The 14,881-nt window shown below is 68.4% G+C and carries 10 protein-coding genes; 8 read left to right on the top strand and 2 right to left on the bottom strand.

The annotated features are described in order from the left end of the window. Positions 1-92 precede the first annotated feature (92 nt). Both ACUKCB_RS24960 and ACUKCB_RS24965 read right to left on the bottom strand, forming a co-directional pair. A complete protein-coding gene (locus ACUKCB_RS24960; RefSeq protein WP_473041126.1) occupies positions 93-806 on the bottom strand; it encodes an SCO4651 family lipoprotein in 714 nt (237 codons plus the stop codon). A 21-nt stretch (positions 807-827) separates the two neighbouring features. Beyond that, positions 828-950, bottom strand: a complete 123-nt coding sequence (locus ACUKCB_RS24965) for a hypothetical protein (protein ID WP_473038021.1) — start codon at positions 948-950, stop codon at positions 828-830. A gap of 497 nt (positions 951-1,447) precedes the next feature. On the opposite strand from ACUKCB_RS24965, the gene rplJ reads away from it, so the two are divergent. The 8 genes from rplJ to rpsG all read left to right on the top strand — a co-directional run bounded on the left by rplJ (position 1,448) and on the right by rpsG (position 14,850). Continuing rightward, positions 1,448-1,975 carry a 50S ribosomal protein L10 gene (rplJ, locus tag ACUKCB_RS24970; protein ID WP_191266683.1) on the top strand — a complete coding sequence of 176 codons (528 nt, stop codon included), beginning with the start codon at positions 1,448-1,450 and terminating at the stop codon, positions 1,973-1,975. Positions 1,976-2,072: 97 nt separating this feature from the next. Continuing rightward, a complete protein-coding gene (gene rplL / locus ACUKCB_RS24975; RefSeq protein WP_473038022.1) occupies positions 2,073-2,459 on the top strand; it encodes a 50S ribosomal protein L7/L12 in 387 nt (128 codons plus the stop codon). Positions 2,460-3,080: 621 nt separating this feature from the next. Continuing rightward, positions 3,081-3,242: a hypothetical protein gene (locus tag ACUKCB_RS24980; protein ID WP_191266676.1), complete on the top strand. Its 162-nt coding sequence runs from the start codon at positions 3,081-3,083 to the stop codon at positions 3,240-3,242. 54 nt (positions 3,243-3,296) lie between these two features. After that, complete coding sequence (gene rpoB, locus ACUKCB_RS24985) at positions 3,297-6,764, top strand: DNA-directed RNA polymerase subunit beta (protein WP_452542709.1); 3,468 nt, start codon at positions 3,297-3,299, stop codon at positions 6,762-6,764. Positions 6,765-6,798: 34 nt separating this feature from the next. Then, positions 6,799-10,677: a DNA-directed RNA polymerase subunit beta' gene (locus ACUKCB_RS24990; protein WP_473038023.1), complete on the top strand. Its 3,879-nt coding sequence runs from the start codon at positions 6,799-6,801 to the stop codon at positions 10,675-10,677. 148 nt (positions 10,678-10,825) lie between these two features. Continuing rightward, on the top strand, positions 10,826-13,534 hold the full coding sequence (locus ACUKCB_RS24995; RefSeq protein ID WP_473038024.1) for a DNA polymerase III subunit gamma/tau domain-containing protein: 2,709 nt from the start codon (positions 10,826-10,828) through the stop codon (positions 13,532-13,534). 471 nt (positions 13,535-14,005) lie between these two features. After that, complete coding sequence (rpsL, locus tag ACUKCB_RS25000; protein ID WP_014912437.1) at positions 14,006-14,377, top strand: 30S ribosomal protein S12; 372 nt, start codon at positions 14,006-14,008, stop codon at positions 14,375-14,377. Positions 14,378-14,379: 2 nt separating this feature from the next. After that, on the top strand, positions 14,380-14,850 hold the full coding sequence (gene rpsG / locus ACUKCB_RS25005) for a 30S ribosomal protein S7 (protein WP_191266666.1): 471 nt from the start codon (positions 14,380-14,382) through the stop codon (positions 14,848-14,850). The last annotated feature ends 31 nt before the right edge of the window (positions 14,851-14,881 follow it).

A 14,881-nucleotide genomic window follows, 5' to 3' on the forward strand; every position in this document is an offset into this window, starting at 1 on the left:
TTGTCCGGGCCCCTGTCCCGGGGCAGCGGACGGCCCCCGCCTCCTCGCGGAGACGGGGGCCGTCGGCGTATGCGGTTACGCGGTGTGTGCGGTTACGCGGTGCCGATCTGGTCCTCGGCGGGCATCTCGAAGGAGGTCGAGTCGATGGCGGAGAACTCCATCGAGACGTCGGCCTCGTCGTCGGACAACTCCGTCCGCATCGGGAAGCCGTCGTCGTCGATCCACAGGGTGGTGTCCAGGGACCCGGCGACCTCGCCGCCCATCAGCTTCTCGAGCACACCGGTCTGCTCGGGGGTGAGCCCGTCCAGGTCCTCGGCGGTCATGGTGCCCTGGACGACCGTGGTCTCGACGCCGTCGATCTCCTCGGTCCCGGTCTCCTCGGCCTGGTCGACTTCGGCCAGGGCCCCGGCGAGATCCGGCAGCGAATCGATGTCGAAGACGTCGTTCGGGTCCTGCTCCATCTGGCCCAGGCCGCCGCGGATCCAGGGGGCATCGCCCTCGAGGCCGTACGGGTTCGCGACCAGCGGCTCCTGGCCCTCCTCGGTGATGACGGTGCCGGTGCCCAGGTCCTCGGCGGTGACGTCGGCGGGCAGCTCGCCGCCCAGGGACATCATCTCGAACATCATCTCGCCGACGAACGGCATGCTGATGGTGGTCTGGACGGCCTCGGGGTCGTCCATCACCTCGTAGACCATGCCGATCGTGATCTCGCCCATGTCGGGGTCGGGCGTCGTCATGTCGAGGGTGAGGGTGTAGTTGGTGACCTCGTCGGTGTTGCCCCCGAGGCTGCTGAGCAGGTCCTCGATGGTGCTCTTCTTGTCGTCGCCCTACCCCTCCTCCGCGGCGGCCTCGGTCGTCTCCTCCTCGGCTGCGTCGCTGCCGCAGGCGGTGAGGGCGAGGGCCAGGGACAGGGAACCGGCGGCCAGGAAGGCCGGGGTACGGGTCTTCAAGAGAAGTGTTCACTTTCTTCGATGGGGGAAGCGGGGCGCGTCGGAGAGCGGGGGGCGCCCGTCAACTGTGACTCGATGTTCTCATCTTCGACGGACATTCCCGGTATCGCGTTCCGTCGGTGGGCGTGATCGGTATCCGTTCCTCACAGAACGGTGATGCCGCCTCCTCCTCGGCCTCCCGGAGAGCGGATCGGGGCCGGGAGGATGAGGCGTGGATCACCTCCGCGTGCGGCCCCGATTGGACGAGCACCCCCATTCGTCCGTTAGCATTGGTAATTGCCGAAGACCGCTGGTCGTCACCCGCTCGGGTGACCCAAGGACCCGTTGATGGGCGCCCGCGCAGGTGTCACCAGAGCTTTCCCGTTCCGGTGCGTGCAAGCCACGCTCTGAGAACGCGGTCGTGCCCCGTGCGCCTCGCGCTCGGGGCTTTTTCTCGTGCTGACGCCGATCGTGGAGTCCTTGGGAACCAACCAGCGTTCACTGTTGGAAGGAGTCCCATGGCGAGGCCGGACAAGGCAGCCGCGGTCGCCGAACTCTCGGACGAGTTCCGTGAGTCGAACGGCGCCGTGCTGACCCAATACCGGGGGCTCACTGTTGCGCAGATCACTGAACTGCGTAACAGCCTCGGTCAGACAGCGCGTTTTCGCATCGTCAAGAACACGCTGACCAAGCTCGCGGTCAAGGAGGCCGGAGTCGACGAGCAGATCGTTGATCTGCTCGAAGGCCCGTCCGCCATCGCCTTCGTCCGCGGGGACGTCGTCGAGGCCGCCAAGGGTCTGCGTGACTTCGCGAAGGCGAACTCGCCCCTGGTGATCAAGGGCGGTCTCATCGACGGTAAGTCGATGAGCGCCGAGGACGTCACCAAGCTGGCCGATCTGGAGTCCCGAGAGGTTCTCCTCTCGAAGCTGGCCGGTGCGCTCAAGGCCAAGCAGGGCCAGGCCGCCGCCGTCTTCCAGGCGCTCCCGTCCAAGACTGTGCGTCTCGCGCAGGCCCTGGCGGACAAGCGTTCCGAGGAAGCCGCTTAAACCCCATGAACCACGGCGGGTGCCGACGGCGCCCGGCCACTGGCTCGCACGATGCGCCGTCGGGCGCGCGTGTCGTTAGAGAAAGAGAGATCGCACCATGGCGAAGCTCAGCAACGAGGACCTGCTTGCCGCGTTCGAGGAGATGACCCTCCTCGAGCTCTCCGAGTTCGTGAAGCTGTTCGAGGACAAGTTCGACGTCACCGCCGCCGCCCCGGCCGCCGTCGTCGCTGCCGGCCCCGCCGGTGGCGGCGCCGCCGAGGAGGCCGAGGAGCAGAGCGAGTTCGACGTCATCCTCGAGGGCCCTGGCGACAAGAAGATCCAGGTCATCAAGGAGGTCCGCGGCCTCACGAGCCTGGGTCTCAAGGAGGCCAAGGACCTCGTCGACAACGCCCCGAAGCCGCTCCTCGAGGGCGTCAGCAAGGAGGCCGCGGACAAGGCCAAGGCCGCCCTTGAGGGCGCTGGCGCCTCCGTCACCCTCAAGTAGTCCTCCGCGGGCCCCAGATGCCCGCTGGTCTGCGTGAAGCGGCCGTCCCTCCTCCGGGAGGGGCGGCCGCTTTCCTGTGTCCTGGGAGGGCTGACGCCCCCTCCGGGCGCGGGGCGGAACGGTGCCGGGGGATCCGCGCCGCCGACGACCCCGGGCCCGCCGGCCGGAAACGGGGGCCGAACGTCCGTCGAGCGCGCGGTCCGACGTCCCGTATGTCATGAACGGCGCCGTGTCTGACCTGCCGTGCGCCGGGTGGTGTGCGAAGCTGGGGCGGTCCGGGGCGGAATCCGCCGAGCCCGCGTGTGCGAACTGTCCCCTGGACGCGATAACCTCCCGTCCCGGGAATCTTGACGGGGCACGGGGAGAGTGTTTACCCGCCTTGGGCGGGGGAACCTTTCCGGGTGTCCGTTGGCTCACATCCCCCGAGGGGCCAGGGCAGGCGCGCTGTTTCACCCTGATGGTCCAGGGCCTCCCCCCCGGGGATGGCCGTCGGCTCCGCCGTCGGTCGGAACCCGGGCCGGAGTCCCCCCGACAGGGGCGCCGGTGCACGAGGGGCGGGCTTGACGGATCGCCCTCCACGGGTGATCCTGCCGGTGTCGTGAGTGGCGTTGTGGACCGTGAGTGGACAGCGGTGTGGTGTTCGGCTACACTGCTCTTTTGCGCTGCCCTTTGGTGATCCCTGTATCGGTGTTCGGTTTCCGCCATCCCATTTCGCTGGATCCGGAAAGCCCGAACCCGATCGATGTGACCGTCTCAACCGCGTTGCGGCGGTACTTCTCGTGACGGATCGTCTGGCGTGCGCGCTTCAACCGCCACAAGCCTTCGGAAGGACCCCTGTTGGCAGCCTCGCGCAACGCCTCCGCTAACGCCCTTGGTCCGCACCGCGTTTCTTTCGCCCGTATCCAGGAGCCCCTCGAGGTTCCCAACCTTCTGGCCCTGCAGACCGAGTCGTTCGACTGGCTGCTGGGCAACGACACGTGGAAGACCCGGGTCGAGACGGCCCGTAACGCCGGCCGCAAGGACGTTCCGGAGCAGTCCGGTCTCGAAGAGATCTTCGAGGAGATCAGTCCGATCGAGGACTTCTCGGGCACGATGTCGCTGTCGTTCCGCGACCATCGGTTCGAGCCGCCCAAGTACTCCGAGGAGGAGTGCAAGGACAAGGACATGACGTACTCCGCCCCGATGTTCGTCACGGCGGAGTTCATCAACAACGACACCGGTGAGATCAAGAGCCAGACGGTGTTCATGGGCGACTTCCCGCTCATGACCGTCAAGGGCACCTTCATCATCAACGGTACCGAGCGCGTAGTCGTCTCCCAGCTGGTCCGTTCCCCGGGTGTCTACTTCGACAAGTCCGTCGACAAGACCTCGGACAAGGACCTGTTCGGCTGCAAGGTCATCCCGTCCCGCGGCGCCTGGCTGGAGTTCGAGGTCGACAAGCGCGACTTCGTCGGCGTCCGCATCGACCGCAAGCGCAAGCAGGGCGTCACCGTCCTGCTCAAGGCGCTGGGCTGGACGACCGACCAGATCCTGGAGCGCTTCGGCCAGTACGAGTCGATCCGCAACACCCTGGAGAAGGACCCCACAGCGGGCACCGACGACGCGCTGCTGGACATCTACCGCAAGCTGCGCCCCGGAGAGCCGCCCACGAAGGAGTCGGCCCAGGCGCTGTTGGAGAACCTGTACTTCAACCCCAAGCGCTACGACCTGGCCAAGGTCGGTCGCTACAAGATCAACAAGAAGCTCGGTCTGGACACCGACTTCACGCAGGGCACCCTCACCGAAGAGGACATCGTCTCCACCATCGACTACCTGGTCCGCCTGCACGCGGGCGAGGTCGAGAAGGAGACCACCCTCGGTCCCCGTCCGGTCGAGACCGACGACATCGACCACTTCGGCAACCGCCGCCTGCGCACCGTCGGCGAGCTCATCCAGAACCAGGTCCGTCTGGGCCTGGCCCGGATGGAGCGCGTCGTCCGTGAGCGGATGACCACCCAGGACGTCGAGGCGATCACGCCGCAGACCCTGATCAACATCCGCCCCGTCGTGGCCTCCATCAAGGAGTTCTTCGGCACCTCGCAGCTGTCCCAGTTCATGGACCAGACCAACCCGCTCGCGGGCCTGACCCACAAGCGCCGCCTCTCGGCGCTGGGTCCGGGCGGTCTGTCCCGTGAGCGCGCGGGCTTCGAGGTCCGGGACGTCCACCCGTCCCACTACGGCCGCATGTGCCCGATCGAGACGCCCGAGGGACCGAACATCGGTCTGATCGGCTCGCTGGCCGCCTACGGCCGCGTGAACTCCTTCGGTTTCGTGGAGACCCCGTACCGCAAGGTCATCGACGGTCGCATCTCCGACCACGTCGACTACCTCACCGCGGACGAGGAGGACCTCTACGTCATCGCGCAGGCGAACACGCCGATGAACCCGGACGGCACCTTCGCCGAGGCCGGCGTGCTCGTCCGCCGTAAGGGCGGAGAGTTCGAGCAGGTCAGCACCGACGAGGTCGACTACATGGACGTGTCGCCGCGCCAGATGGTGTCGGTCGCCACCGCCATGATCCCGTTCCTGGAGCACGACGACGCCAACCGCGCGCTCATGGGCTCCAACATGCAGCGCCAGGCCGTGCCGCTGCTCCGCGCCGAGTCGCCCTTCGTCGGCACCGGCATGGAGTACCGTGCCGCCACCGACGCCGGTGAGGTCATCGTCGCGGAGAAGGCCGGCGTGGTCGAGGACGTCACCGCCGACTACGTCACGGTGATGGCCGACGACGGCACCCGCAAGACGTACCGGATGGGCAAGTTCCAGCGCTCCAACCAGGGCACCTGCTTCAACCAGCGCCCCATCGTGTACGAGGGGCAGCGGATCGAGGCCAAGCAGGTCCTCGCCGACGGTCCCTCCACGGACCAGGGCGAGATGTCGCTGGGCAAGAACCTCCTCGTGGCGTACATGTCCTGGGAGGGCCACAACTACGAGGACGCGATCATCCTCTCCCAGCGCCTGGTGCAGGACGACGTCCTCTCCTCGATCCACATCGAGGAGCACGAGGTCGACGCCCGCGACACCAAGCTGGGCCCGGAGGAGATCACCCGCGAGATCCCCAACGTCAGCGAGGAGGTCCTGGCCGACCTCGACGACCGGGGCATCATCCGCATCGGTGCCGAGGTCGTCGACGGCGACATCCTCGTCGGCAAGGTCACGCCCAAGGGCGAGACCGAGCTGACCCCGGAGGAGCGCCTGCTCCGCGCCATCTTCGGCGAGAAGGCCCGCGAGGTCCGCGACACCTCCCTGAAGGTGCCGCACGGCGAGACCGGCAAGGTCATCGGCGTCCGGGTGTTCAGCCGCGACGAGGGCGACGAGCTCGCCCCCGGCGTCAACGAGATGGTCCGCGTCTACGTGGCCCAGAAGCGCAAGATCACCGACGGTGACAAGCTCGCCGGGCGTCACGGCAACAAGGGCGTCATCTCGAAGATCCTGCCCCAGGAGGACATGCCCTTCCTGGAGGACGGCACCCCCGTCGACATCATCCTCAACCCGCTGGGCGTCCCCGGCCGAATGAACGTCGGTCAGGTACTGGAGGTCCACCTGGGCTGGCTGGCCAAGAACGGCTGGCTGGTGGAGGGTGTCGAGGAGGAGTGGCAGAAGTCGCTGCACGCGATCGGCGCCGCCGAGGTCGACCCGAACTCGCGTGTGGCCACGCCGGTCTTCGACGGTCTGCACGGTGACGAGCTCAGCGGCCTCATCCAGTCGGTCCGCCCGAACAAGGACGGCGACCGCCTCATCAACACCGACGGCAAGGCCCGTCTGTTCGACGGCCGTACCGGTGAGCCCTTCGCGGAGCCGATCTCCGTCGGCTACAAGTACATCCTGAAGCTCCACCACCTCGTGGACGACAAGATCCACGCCCGCTCCACCGGTCCGTACTCCATGATCACCCAGCAGCCGCTGGGCGGTAAGGCGCAGTTCGGCGGTCAGCGCTTCGGTGAGATGGAGGTCTGGGCGCTGGAGGCCTACGGTGCCGCCTACGCGCTCCAGGAGCTGCTCACCATCAAGTCCGACGACGTGGTGGGTCGCGTCAAGGTCTACGAGGCCATCGTCAAGGGCGAGAACATCCCTGAGCCGGGTATCCCTGAGTCCTTCAAGGTGCTCATCAAGGAGATGCAGTCGCTCTGTCTGAACGTGGAGGTGCTGTCCAGTGACGGTATGTCCATCGAGATGCGGGACAGTGACGAGGACGTCTTCCGCGCCGCGGAAGAACTGGGAATCGACCTGGGCAGGCGAGAGCCGAGCAGTGTCGAAGAGGTCTAACTTCCGCGGAATCCGAGAGCAGGGGACGAATTAAGTGCTCGACGTCAACTTCTTCGACGAGCTGCGGATTGGCCTCGCCACCGCCGACGACATTCGCCAGTGGTCGCACGGCGAGGTCAAGAAGCCCGAAACCATCAACTACCGCACCCTCAAGCCCGAGAAGGACGGACTCTTCTGCGAGAAGATCTTCGGTCCGACCCGGGACTGGGAGTGCTACTGCGGCAAGTACAAGCGCGTCCGCTTCAAGGGCATCATCTGTGAGCGCTGCGGCGTCGAGGTGACCCGTGCCAAGGTGCGCCGGGAGCGGATGGGCCACATCGAACTGGCCGCCCCCGTCACGCACATCTGGTACTTCAAGGGCGTGCCCTCCCGGCTGGGCTACCTGCTGGACCTGGCGCCGAAGGATCTCGAGAAGATCATCTACTTCGCCGCCTACATGGTCACGTGGGTGGACACCGAGGCCCGTGAGCGCGACCTCCAGTCGCTGGAGGCCCGGATCTCGGTCGAGAAGCAGCACCTGGAGCAGCGCCGCGACTCCACCATCGAGGAGCGCCACCGCAAGCTCGAGGCCGACCTGGCCGAGCTGGAGGAGCAGGGCGCCAAGGGCGACGCGCGCCGCAAGGTGCGCGAGGGCGCCGAGCGTGAGATGCGCCAGCTGCGCGACCGCGCCCAGCGCGAGATCGACCGCCTCGACGAGGTGTGGAGCCGTTTCAAGAACCTCAAGGTCCAGGACCTCGAGGGCGACGAGATGCTCTACCGCGAGATGCGGGACCGCTTCGGGAAGTACTTCCGCGGCGGCATGGGCGCCCAGGCCATCCAGGACCGCCTGTCCAACTTCGAGCTGGACGAGGAGGCGGAGAAGCTCCGGGAGACCATCCGCACCGGCAAGGGCCAGAAGAAGGCTCGCGCCCTGAAGCGGCTCAAGGTCGTCTCGGCGTTCCTCAACACCACCAACAGCCCCATGGGCATGGTGCTGGACTGCATCCCGGTCATTCCGCCGGACCTGCGTCCGATGGTGCAGCTGGACGGTGGCCGCTTCGCGACCTCCGACCTCAACGACCTGTACCGCCGCGTCATCAACCGGAACAACCGCCTCAAGCGGCTTCTGGACCTCGGCGCGCCCGAGATCATCGTCAACAACGAGAAGCGGATGCTGCAGGAGGCCGTCGACGCGCTGTTCGACAACGGCCGCCGCGGCCGCCCGGTCACCGGTCCCGGTAACCGTCCGCTCAAGTCGCTGTCCGACATGCTCAAGGGCAAGCAGGGCCGTTTCCGGCAGAACCTGCTCGGTAAGCGAGTCGACTACTCCGGCCGTTCGGTCATCGTCGTCGGCCCGCAGCTCAAGCTGCACCAGTGCGGTCTGCCCAAGCAGATGGCCCTGGAGCTCTTCAAGCCGTTCGTGATGAAGCGCCTGGTCGACCTGAACCACGCGCAGAACATCAAGAGCGCCAAGCGCATGGTGGAGCGGTCCCGTCCGGTCGTGTGGGACGTCCTCGAAGAGGTCATCACCGAGCACCCGGTTCTGCTGAACCGTGCTCCCACGCTGCACCGTCTGGGCATCCAGGCCTTCGAGCCGCAGCTGGTCGAGGGCAAGGCCATCCAGATCCACCCGCTCGTGTGCACGGCGTTCAACGCCGACTTCGACGGTGACCAGATGGCCGTGCACCTGCCGCTGTCCGCCGAGGCCCAGGCCGAGGCGCGGCTGCTGATGCTCGCCACCAACAACATCCTCAAGCCGTCCGACGGCAAGCCCGTGACCATGCCCACCCAGGACATGATCATCGGTCTGTACTACCTGACGACGGAGAAGCCCGGGGCCAGGGGCGAGGACCGTGCCTTCCGTTCCCCGGCCGAGGCCATCATGGCCTACGACCTGGGCGACCTGGACCTGCAGGCCAGGATCCGGCTGCGTATCGCCGACGGCGCTCCCGCGCCCAAGGACTGGACGCCGCCGGAGGGCTGGGAGCAGGGCGACGTCTACGTCCTGGAGACCACCCTGGGCCGGTACCTCTTCAACGAGGCCACCCCGGTGGACTACCCCTACGTCAACTTCCAGGTGGGCAAGAAGCAGGTCTCGGTCCTGGTCAACGACCTCGCCGAGAACTACCCCAAGGTCCAGGTCGCCACGACCCTGGACGCCCTGAAGGACGCCGGTTACCGCTGGGCCACCCGGTCCGGTCTGACCATCGGTATCGAGGACGTCGTCGCGCCTCCGCGCAAGGCCGAGATCCTCAGCGGCTACGAGGGCAAGGCCGACAAGATCCAGCGCGAGTACGACCGCGGTCTGATCACCGACGACGAGCGCCGTCAGGAGCTCACCGAGGTGTGGACCCAGGCCACGGCCGAGGTCGCCAAGAACATGGAGGACAACTTCCCCGCCGACAACCCGGTGTGGATGATGGTCCAGTCCGGTGCGCGTGGTAACCCGATGCAGGTGCGCCAGATCGCCGGTATCCGTGGTCTGGTCTCCAACACCAAGGGTGAGACGATCCCGCGTCCGATCAAGTCCTCCTACCGTGAGGGCCTGTCCGTGCTGGAGTACTTCATCTCCACGCACGGTCAGCGCAAGGGTCTGGCCGACACCGCCCTGCGTACCGCCGACTCGGGTTACCTGACCCGGCGTCTGGTGGACGTCGCGCAGGACGTCATCGTCCGTGAGATCGACTGCGGCACCGACCGTTCGCTCTGGCACGAGATCGGCGAGAAGAACGCCGCCGGCGTCGTCGTGCGCAAGCACAACGTCGAGAACACCGGTTTCGGTCGGACGATCGCCGAGGACACGCTGGACCCCGAGGGCAACCTCGTGCTCCCGGCGCTGTCCGACACCTCCGAGCAGAACATCGACAAGCTCGTCGCCCACGGGGTCACCCGCGTGCGCATCCGCTCGTCGCTGACCTGTGAGGCGAAGATCGGTGTCTGCACCACCTGCTACGGCCGCTCCATGGCGACCGGTAAGCCGGTGGACGTCGGTGAGGCGATCGGTATCATCGCGGCCCAGTCCATCGGTGAGCCCGGCACCCAGCTGACCATGCGTACCTTCCACATGGGTGGTTCGGCCGGTCAGGACATCACCCACGGTCTGCCCCGTGTCCAGGAGCTCTTCGAGGCCCGTATCCCCAAGGGTATGGCTCCGATCTCCGAGATGGAGGGCCGGATCCGGATCGACGACACCGAGAAGAGCCGCAAGATCGTCGTCATCCCCGACGACGGCACGGACGAGATCGCCTACCCGGTCCCGATGCGTGCGCAGCTCCTGGTGGGCGACGGCGACCACGTCAAGGTCGGCCAGCAGCTCATCCAGGGTGCGATCAACCCGCACGAGGTGCTTCGCATCCAGGGCCCGCGCGCGGTGCAGCAGCACCTCGTGTCGGAGGTCCAGGAGGTGTACAAGTCGCAGGGTGTGTCCATCCACGACAAGCACATCGAGATCATCGTCCGCCAGATGCTCAAGCGCGTGAACATCCTGGAGTCGGGCGACACCGAGCTGCTGCCCGGTGAGATGGTCGAGCGGCCCAAGTTCGAGCGGATCAACCGACGCGTCGTGTCCGAAGGCGGCCAGCCGGCCGCCGGACGTCCGGTACTGCTGGGTATCACCAAGGCCTCGCTGGCCACGGAGTCCTGGCTGTCGGCGGCCTCCTTCCAGGAGACCACCCGCGTGCTGACCGAGAACGCGATCCACGGCAAGAGCGACCCGCTGCTCGGCCTCAAGGAGAACGTCATCATCGGTAAGCTCATCCCGGCCGGTACCGGAATTCCGCAGTACCGCAACGTCCGGGTGGAGCCGACCGAGGAGGCCAAGGCCTCGATGTACTCGGTCTCCGGTTACGAGGAGCCCAGCGAGTACACCTTCGGTCAGGGATCGGGAGAGGCCGTTCCCCTGGAGGAGTACGACTTCGGGCCGTACAACCGGTAAGCGTCAACCTGAACGTTGGCTGAGCTGACGGCGGCGGTCAGCCACCCCCACACCGGGGGTGGCCCCGCCGCCGTTTCGTCGTTGTCGGTCCGCACACCGCTGTGTGGACGGGGAGAGGGCGCTACGGCGCTGGCGGGAGAGCAGGCAAGTGACTGATAACGGGGGCGACGCACCGGGGAACCGGGCGTCCGAGCAGGACGCGGACTCGTGGTTCAAGCCCAGTGAGAACCGCTATCGCACACAGTCGGAGTACCAGGACCCCCTGGAGGGCGAGGAAGGCACCGGGGAGGGCGACGACGCCCCCGCCGGTGGCGCGGTCTTCCCGGACAGCGGGGGTTACGCCGGGCTGAGCGCCTCGCGTCCGGCCATGGTGGAGCCCTACCCGGACGCTCTGGGCGGTCCGCCCGCGACCCCGAAGGAGACCCCGCCGACCTACGGCGGGGAGCCCCCGTACGTTCCGGGGATCTCCTACCCGGGTGCGGGGAGCGCGGCCTACCAGCCGGTCACCCGGATCCCGGGGGAGAGCGACCCGCTGGGTGCGCCCGGGGGGTTCCCTGAGCCGGAGGGGCCCTCGCGGGCCGGGAGTTCCGCGGAGACCGAGGGCCCGACGGAGGCCCGGGAGAGCGCCGCGACCGGCGGCTACCCGGGTATCGCCGCCAGCGCCGAGGTCCCGCTACCGCCGGAGGGCTCCGAACCCGCTGAACCCGCCCACGACAGCTGGGCGGCGTCCGGGAACGACTCGTGGGCCGCCCGGCCCGCCGAGGAGGAGCCCGAGGAGTCCCTCGCACGAGGGAGCCGACCCGCAGGGGAAGCCGGGGCCGAACCGTCCTTGGCAGCGGACACGGCCGCTCCGGCTGCGCAGCCGTGGGCGGCCGAGGCACCCCGAACGGTGAACGACACCTGGGCGGCCGAGGCACCCCCGGCGGAGGGCGGCGGCCGGGCGGCGGAGGAGCCCACCGCGGCCACGCGACCGTGGGGAGCGGAGCCGCCGGCCCCCGAACCCGCGCGGGACGCCTGGACCGCTCCGATCGAGGACTCCTGGGCGCCGCAGGCGGCCGCGGAGCCCGAGCCCGCCCCCGCGGTCGAACCGCCGGCCCCGGAGCCCGTGCAGGACACCTGGGCGGGATCGGCCGGGGATGCCTGGAGGCCCGAGCCCGACCGGGACCAGCCGCGACAGTGGCAGGGCACCGGCGGCCTGGACAGCTGGAGCCCGACACCGGACAGCGGGGACGCCTGGAGGGGCGCGGGCACCACCGAGCCCTGGGCCGAGCCGACCACCCGGGAGTGGAGCGACCCGGCCCCCGCCCCCTCCTACGGCGTTGACCGGTACGACGACGAGCTCTCACCCCGGCCTGTACCGCCGCTCGACGAGTCCCCGGTGCGCGACCGGTACACCCGCGACCGGACCGGAGGGTACGAGGACGAGCTCTCCGCGCCCTCGCCCGAAGCGGTCTCCGCCGACCAGGGCGGGATCGGCGGCGGGAGTGGGAACACCTGGGCCTTCGACCGCGACGACCCCCGCCTGCCCGACGTGGTCCGTGACGCCGAGCGCCGCCGCCGCGACACGGCCCCGGAGGAGCCCTCCTACACCGACTGGGGCGCTGACACCGAGTGGAGCGCCGCCCCCGCCGGGGAAACCGCGGGGGAGTGGGACGGCGGCCCCGACACGGGCGAGCTGTCCGCGGCCGTGGCCACCTCCGAGGACCCGCTGGCGGCCATCGCCGACATGCAGTCGCGGGCCAGGGCCAAGGAGGACCCGGGCACGGAGGAGGAGTACGGACCCGACTCCGGCCAGGGGTGGGACGAACGCCCCGGCCAGGGGTGGGACGAGCGCCCCGGCCAGGGGTGGGACGAGCGCCCGTGGGACGCACCCGCGCGGGACGAGCTCTCCTGGGACGCGCCGCCGGCAGAGGAGGCCTCGTGGGGCCGGTCGGCCCCGGACGAACACCCCTTGGACCAGCCCTCCTGGGGCGGCTCCGCCGCCGCTGCCGAGGACGACTCCTGGCGCGGTGGCGATGGCTCCACCCAGATGTTCACGGCACCCTCCTTCGACGGGCCCGCCGATCCCGGCGGCCTCGACGACGGGGTCCGGCAGGACTGGTCCACCGGGACCCGGGGCTCCTGGGACCGGGAGGAACCCCGGGGCTACGACGAGCTGGGCTACGACGAGCGCGGCGCCGCCTCCGGCGGGGACGGTTACCGGGACCGGGCCTACGAGGACGTGGACGACGACCGGTTCGACGAGGGCGTCGAATACGGCGGGTACGGGGACGAGGACGGTTACGAGGACCTGGTCCACGACCGGGCCGGTGACGGACTCGACGGTCCGCCGGAGGAACAGGGGCCGGTGGCGCCCGGGGTCCCCTCCGACCTGGGGGCGGTGCCGCCGCCCGTGGACCGGGCCCTTCGGGAACGCGCCGCCGAGGACGAGGCCGGTGAGGAGGAGTCGGACTACGAGGACGGCTTCACTCCGGCGGACTACGGGATGCCGGAACGGCCCAGGCAGTCCCGGCGGCGCCGGGACCGGATCGCCGCGGACTTCCCGGGCTTCGACGACGCGCCCCTGGGCGGGGACGTGGGCGACGCCTACCCCGGGTACGACAGCGTCGACTTCCTGGCCGACACCGAACCCGGGGCGAACCTGACCCTGTGGCTGGGTGTGGCCTCGCTGCTCCCGGGGCTCGGTGTGATCACCGCGGTCCTGGCGCTGTTCGTCACCGGCCCCAAGGCCAAGAGGGCGATCCGTGAGTCGCGCGGCACACTCGACGGGCTGGGGCTGATCACCACCGGCACCGTCTTCGCGGTCATCGGCATCCTGGTGACGGTGATCTCCGTCGCGATCTGGTTCGCGCTGTAGCTTCTCGGCCGCTTCCGGGGGACAATTGGCCCCCTGGGAGCGGCCGTTGCCCTTTTGCGGCCCTCCGCCCGCCCCCCGGCGGGAAAACATGGGCGAAACGAGTCTGGAAGCGCGTAGACTAGGGGTGACCCACGGCTACGCGAGATCCGGTTCCGCTTGTCTCGCCATGTCGCACACCGTTTTGACCGCCTGTTCGGTAAGCGGTAGCCTGTGTGATTGTGCCCGTGAGTCGACGGGTCACACGTGCGTGTGCGGCGCCCCAGTCCTCCACAGGACGGACGCAAGGCGCGCGGCGCATGTGAACCCCCTCCTGTGAATCGGCCTTACGGCCGGGTGTGCGCCATCTGCCATGCGTGGGAAAAAGTGCGACACGCCCGACCCCGGGGGTCGGGGAGTTTCGGGAAATTCAGCAGGTCAATAGCGATATCGGCTACGAGAACCGGCGTAGGTCACGAGGAAGACGGAGACGCGGTGCCCACCATCCAGCAGCTGGTCCGCAAGGGCCGACAGGACAAGGTCGCAAAGAACAAGACCCCGGCGCTGAAGGGGAGTCCGCAGCGTCGTGGTGTGTGCACGCGTGTCTACACCACTACGCCGAAGAAGCCGAACTCCGCTCTGCGTAAGGTCGCTCGCGTCAAGCTGAGCAGCGGCATCGAGGTCACGGCCTACATTCCCGGCATTGGTCACAACCTCCAGGAGCACAGCATCGTGCTGGTTCGTGGCGGTCGAGTGAAGGACCTGCCGGGCGTCCGCTACCGAATTGTCCGCGGTTCGCTCGACACCCAGGGTGTCCGGGGCCGCAAGCAGGCCCGTAGCCACTACGGCGCCAAGAAGGAGAAGTAAGCATGCCGCGCAAGGGCCCGGCGCCGAAGCGCCAGCTCATCACCGACCCGGTTTACGGCTCGCCGCTCGTCACCGCACTCATCAACAAGGTGCTCCTCGACGGCAAGCGCTCCATCGCACAGAGCGTCGTCTACGACGCCCTCGAAGGCGCCCGTGAGAAGACCGGTCAGGACCCGCTCGTCGTCCTCAAGCGAGCCCTGGACAACATCAAGCCCGCGCTGGAGGTCCGCAGCCGCCGTGTCGGTGGCGCGACCTACCAGGTGCCGGTCGAGGTTCGCGCCTCCCGGTCCACCACGCTGGCCCTGCGCTGGCTGGTCGACTTCTCGCGCAAGCGTCGTGAGAAGACCATGACGGAGCGTCTGATGAACGAGCTGGTTGACGCCAGCAACGGTCTGGGCGCGGCTGTCAAGAAGCGTGAGGACACGCACAAGATGGCCGAGTCGAACAAGGCCTTCGCCCACTACCGCTGGTAATCCCGCGGCGAATCGATTCCTTGAGACCTAG

The sequence above is a fragment of the Nocardiopsis moroccensis genome (assembly GCF_055763695.1).